Origin of the sequence: Rhodoblastus acidophilus, assembly GCF_900187365.1 — a bacterium.
Classification (GTDB): Bacteria; Pseudomonadota; Alphaproteobacteria; order Rhizobiales; family Beijerinckiaceae; genus Rhodoblastus; species Rhodoblastus acidophilus.
On the sequence record NZ_FYDG01000049.1, the window covers coordinates 1 to 4,470 of the forward strand.

The 4,470-nt window shown below is 65.5% G+C and carries 3 protein-coding genes and 1 pseudogene; all 4 read right to left on the reverse strand.

Features of this window, described 5'->3' with window-relative positions; translation table 11 throughout:
• Positions 1–563 (reverse strand): major capsid protein (locus tag CFB24_RS22025; RefSeq protein ID WP_176440473.1); only part of this gene is annotated, 563 nt, incomplete at its 3' end.
• A 449-nt stretch (positions 564–1,012) separates the two neighbouring features.
• Positions 1,013–3,715, reverse strand: coding sequence for a phage/plasmid primase, P4 family (locus tag CFB24_RS22030; protein ID WP_088522756.1), 2,703 nt, complete (start codon positions 3,713–3,715; stop codon positions 1,013–1,015).
• A gap of 57 nt (positions 3,716–3,772) precedes the next feature.
• Positions 3,773–4,042, reverse strand: a complete 270-nt coding sequence (locus tag CFB24_RS22900; RefSeq protein WP_158255250.1) for a DUF1153 domain-containing protein — start codon at positions 4,040–4,042, stop codon at positions 3,773–3,775.
• Between the two features lie 164 nt (positions 4,043–4,206).
• Positions 4,207–4,470: pseudogene (locus tag CFB24_RS22045) on the reverse strand (hypothetical protein); the annotation flags it as partial.

Consider the following 4,470-nt stretch of genomic DNA (forward strand, 5'->3'; position numbering starts at 1 on the left):
ATCTCCAGACGCACGCCCTTGTTGTTGTCGCTCGGGATCGCCTTGGCGTAGCGCGGCAGGCCGATGGTGTTGGTGGTTTCCATGTAATCCGCCGGCGCGAAGACCGTCCGGAAGAAGTTGGGAACGCCGAGCGGGAAAACCCGCGCCTCGGTCGCGCCGATGAACGGCGTCACGCCGCCGGAGCCGTCATTGGCCGGCACATAGCCCTTGTAGTTCTCCCAGATGATTCCGCCGAAAGTCAGCGTCTGATAGGCGATGCCGTTCCGAAGCTGCTGGCCTTCCTGGTAAAGATAGGTCTTCTCGATGTCGGCATGCGTGATCAGCGTGTCCCAGAACGTATCGCCGCACAGCGCGTAAATGCCGGAATAAGCGATGCCGCCGAGGCTCTGGGCGACGCTGCGCACAATGCTCGCGCACTGCTTGCGCGGCTTGCCCGCGGCCGTCAGATCGAAATTCACGTCGGCGGCGGCGCTGATGCCGAACTCGGAATAGAGATCGTAGACGGTGTTGCCGTCTTTATCGAGGATGACGCCCTTGACGGCGCCGACGCGTTGATGCTCCAATCGCGGGCGCGAACACTTCGAATCCCGCAGCCTCCAGCCCTTCGCGCGCGGCGGCGTTGCAGACGGGTTCAGGCAGGCTCTGACGCCCGAAGGGGAATTCGCGGCGTTCCCCCAGCGCCTTGATCCCCGTCTTCAAACCCGCGACGCCCCAAAATTTTGCAACCATCTCGATGCTCCGACACGCTAAACCGGCGATCCTCCCGTCCCTCCCGGATTTTTAGAAATCCTCCCGTTCATAAGCCATTGATTGAAAAGCCTTTGGGAGGGTTAGGGAGGATAGGGAGGGTTTTCACATATGAAATTCGTATTTTTTTCCTGCGCGCACGCACACACATGAGGCCGAAGGCTCGAAAAACCTCCCTATCCTCCCAAATCCTCCCAACACGCGCGAAAACAGATACTTGCGCGCGGGAGGATTGAGCGAAAAACGGGAGGATGGGAGGATTGCGTCATGGTTCGCGCTCCCAACGGCCATCATCCTCGTCCGGTGGACCGCCGCTATGGTCCCCCGAGCCCCAGGCGCGCCCATGCTCATTGACGAAATCGGACACCACCTTCGTCGTCGACAGATCGAGCCACCAGATTTCCGAGGCCTTCTTTTTCGGGATGCCACGCTCCGTCAGCGCCATGCCAAGCCCCTTCATGGTCCATTCCGCCTCGCCGTTGGCCTTCGCCCATGCGCAGTACAGCCGGTGCATCTCGACGGCCTGGACGCGCTTGCCGATGTCGGGCTTGGTGCAGACCTCCAGGAAGCGACCGAGCGGGTCGCTGTCCTCGCGATAGGAGGCGGTGGCGTCCTTCACGGCGTCCGGCAGCAGCAGCCCGTGATCCATCCAGTCGCGCAGCCCATCCAGCATCCAATTCAGGATGCCGGAGGCCTCCCGGTAGAGCTTTTTATCGAGCCCCCGATCCTGCTTGTTCGGCGCAATCGTGATCGGCCACGGCACGAGGATCATGCGTTGCCAGATACCCTCATCCGTCCCGCTGATCTTCGGCCGATAATTGCCTTGCATGGTCAGCTTGGCTTGCGGCCGAAACGAGAAGAACTCCTTGTTGAGGTGGCGCGCGTCGATCCGATCCTCGCCGGTGAACAGCTTCACCAGCCCCTCGTCGAGCGTCGCGCCCTTTTTCGGCTCCGAGGTAGTCAGCAGCCGCACGCCCGGCAGCTTGGCGATATCGGGCGTCGCCTGCCCACCAGCTCGCGCGCGGCCGGAGTCCAGAAAGCTCTCAATGGGGATCGTGTCGGCATAGTCGCCGCTCACATGCAGCAGGCATTTGGTCCAGACGCCCTTGCCGTTCCGGCCCTTGCCGTAATGAAACGTCAGCCGCTGTTCCGACGTGTCGCCGGTCAGGCCGAGCCCCGCCCATTGCGCCAGGAAGCGCTGAACCGCCCGCGACCCGTCAGCGGCCGGCGGCTGCACCTGGTCGAGGAAGGCGCGATAATTCGGCACCGCCGCGTCGGGGTCATAGGTCACGCGCGCCAGTTTGGTGATGCGGTCCTTGGGGTCATGCGGGTCCAGCCGCACATAGCCGTCAAAATCCTTGCTGATCCGCAGCGTCCCGTTCAGCACGTTGATGGCGTAGAGATCGCGGTCCAACTCATCCGGGCTGACTGAGAATTTCGCCGCCGCCAGTTTGCTGATGGCGGAAATACGGTTGTTGCTTTCCGAGGCGCGCCCCCAGGCGGCGACCTTGTCGGAGAACCAGACTTCCTTGTCGCGCACGATGGTGGCGTAATCGTCCTCGCTGCCGCGAATGGCCTTCGCTTCGTCCTGGATGGCGCGAACCGTCGCCTGCACGGCCGACATGACGCTGTCGTTCGCGCCCTCGCGCGCAAACCGCCGCCCATCCCAGATCAGCCAGCCCAGTTTTTCGCACCAAAGCACCTTGCCGTCATAGCGAGCGAAAAAGCGCTCCGCATTGCCGAGATCGGTCATCGGCAGGAAGGCGCAGCGGCGATCAATAGAGCTGTCGTCGGAGACGACGCCGCTTCCCCCACTCCCCTGGTCGGGCTCGCCGCTGCTCTCTCCCGTATGGGAGGGTTCTTCGGGCGCGCCAACAAAGGGTGCGGGATCGGCCCCACGCGAGGCGGCGACAGGTTCGCCCGGCGGGATGTAATCGTCGTCCGGCGGCGCGCGGCCGCGCAGCGGAACGACGTTCGAACGCTCCCGCGCGCGCGTTCCGACGTCGGACATATCGCGCGGCTCCAGCGCGCCGGCGTCCAGCGCGCGTTCGACCGTGCCGCCCGGCTTCACCGCCTTGTCATTGGCCTTGATGCCCCAGGCCATGCAGGCTTCGATCAGCGCGGCCAGCGCCAGCGAGCGCGACAACGCGCCGGCGCCGACCAGGTGGCCGATCTTCAAGGCGCAATCGTTGGCGGTCTGGTTGCGCTGACCATCGGGCGCGCCGGCGATCGCGCGGCATTCGGCGTCCAGCGCCGCCATCGCATATTTGCGCCGGGCCTCGTCAACGGCCGAATGATCCTTGGCGTAGTCGCGCACAGGCGCCGCCGGCCGCGCGCGCGGCGCGAATTCCCCGCGCGACAGAATGATGTCGACCAGACGCGCCGGCGCTTCGGGCAGTTCGCCGGCCGGCGGCGTAATCCACTCATAGCTTCGGCCGTTGAGCATCATCGAGGGCGGCGCGATCACATAGCCGGCCGCCCCCCGCACATCGACATGCGCGCGAATCGCCTCCGGCGCGGTCTCACACTTCGAAAACAGCGCGGTCCGGTTGCCAATGACCGCGCCATCGGCCGGCGTGCGAAACCACAAATGCAGCCCGCCGGATTGCGTCCGGCTCTCCGCCATCCCGGCCGGGAAGCCCCCGCAAAAATCCTCCAGCGACGCGCGCATTTCTTCGGCCGTCGCCTCGCGCGGATCGAGATCGACGACGAAACCGACGCACGTATCGGTGCGCAGGCCGATCAAGGCGCGCGGCCAGCGCCGCCACCAGGCGCGGATTTGGTCCGCGTCGCAGGTGGCGAGATAGAGGCCGCCGTCCTTCGCGCCGGGCGCGCTCTCGCCCGGAACCAGCGGACGCTTGCCGACGTTCTTCTCCGGCGAGGGCGAGCACGGAAACACCGGCCACCCCCGGGCGGCATAGTCCAGGGCGGCGTCAACAGGCGAAAAAACGGGTTCCGGCGTGCTCATCACCGCGCGCTCTCAGTCTTTTTTTGGAGAAATTGTTCGGTCAGGGCGCCGAAGAATTCACGCCACCCGCGCCAGCGCACGCGGACTGCGCCGCGTCACGCGCATGAGATCGCGACCGCCCGCGGCGTCGCGCGTCCAGGCCAGCCACTCATCCTCGGAGATGCGGTAAAACCGCAGCACGTCGGCAAGCGCCGCATGGCCGGCCTTCACGGCGCCGACCAGCGCCATCTTCCGCGCCGGCGTAAACCGCCCGATCGGCGCGAACAGCTTCATCACGCCGTTAGAACAGCGCCCCTTGACCGGATTGCCTCGCAGATCGATCCACATGGCTGCTCTCCTTCGCGCAGGCCGCACGCCAGCACCGGCGGCAATAAAAGGTCCCGGAAACGCCAAACGGCGGAAACTTTGCGCCGCACTTGCAGCGCCGGCGGTCATAATCGGCGAACCCCTCGCGCAACGCCCTGGCGCGCGCCTCGGCTTCGGCCTTGGGATCAGCGCGTCGCGCCATCGGCCGAAGCCTCCGCCAGAAAGCCCGCCAGCGCATCGAGCGCGGCGCCGGCGATCCCCTGGGCGCTCCCATGCGCGTCGCGAGTCATGCCCTCGCGCAGCCGCTCGAAATCGCAGCCCGATTGCAGGCAGTAGGAAATCAGCACGCCGATGTCGCGGATCAGATGATCCATGAACTGATCGCGGTGCGCCGCGTTGAGGAATATCTCGCCCACGCGGCCGTCAGGCATGAAGCCGACGCTCGCCAC

What these genes read in the sequence shown, in the direction of transcription:
- CFB24_RS22030 (WP_088522756.1), bottom strand. Translation starts at nt 3,715, where the DNA reads ATGAGCACGCCGGAACCCGTTTTTTCGCCTGTTGACGCCGCCCTGGAC.
- CFB24_RS22900 (WP_158255250.1), bottom strand. Translation starts at nt 4,042, where the DNA reads ATGTGGATCGATCTGCGAGGCAATCCGGTCAAGGGGCGCTGTTCTAAC.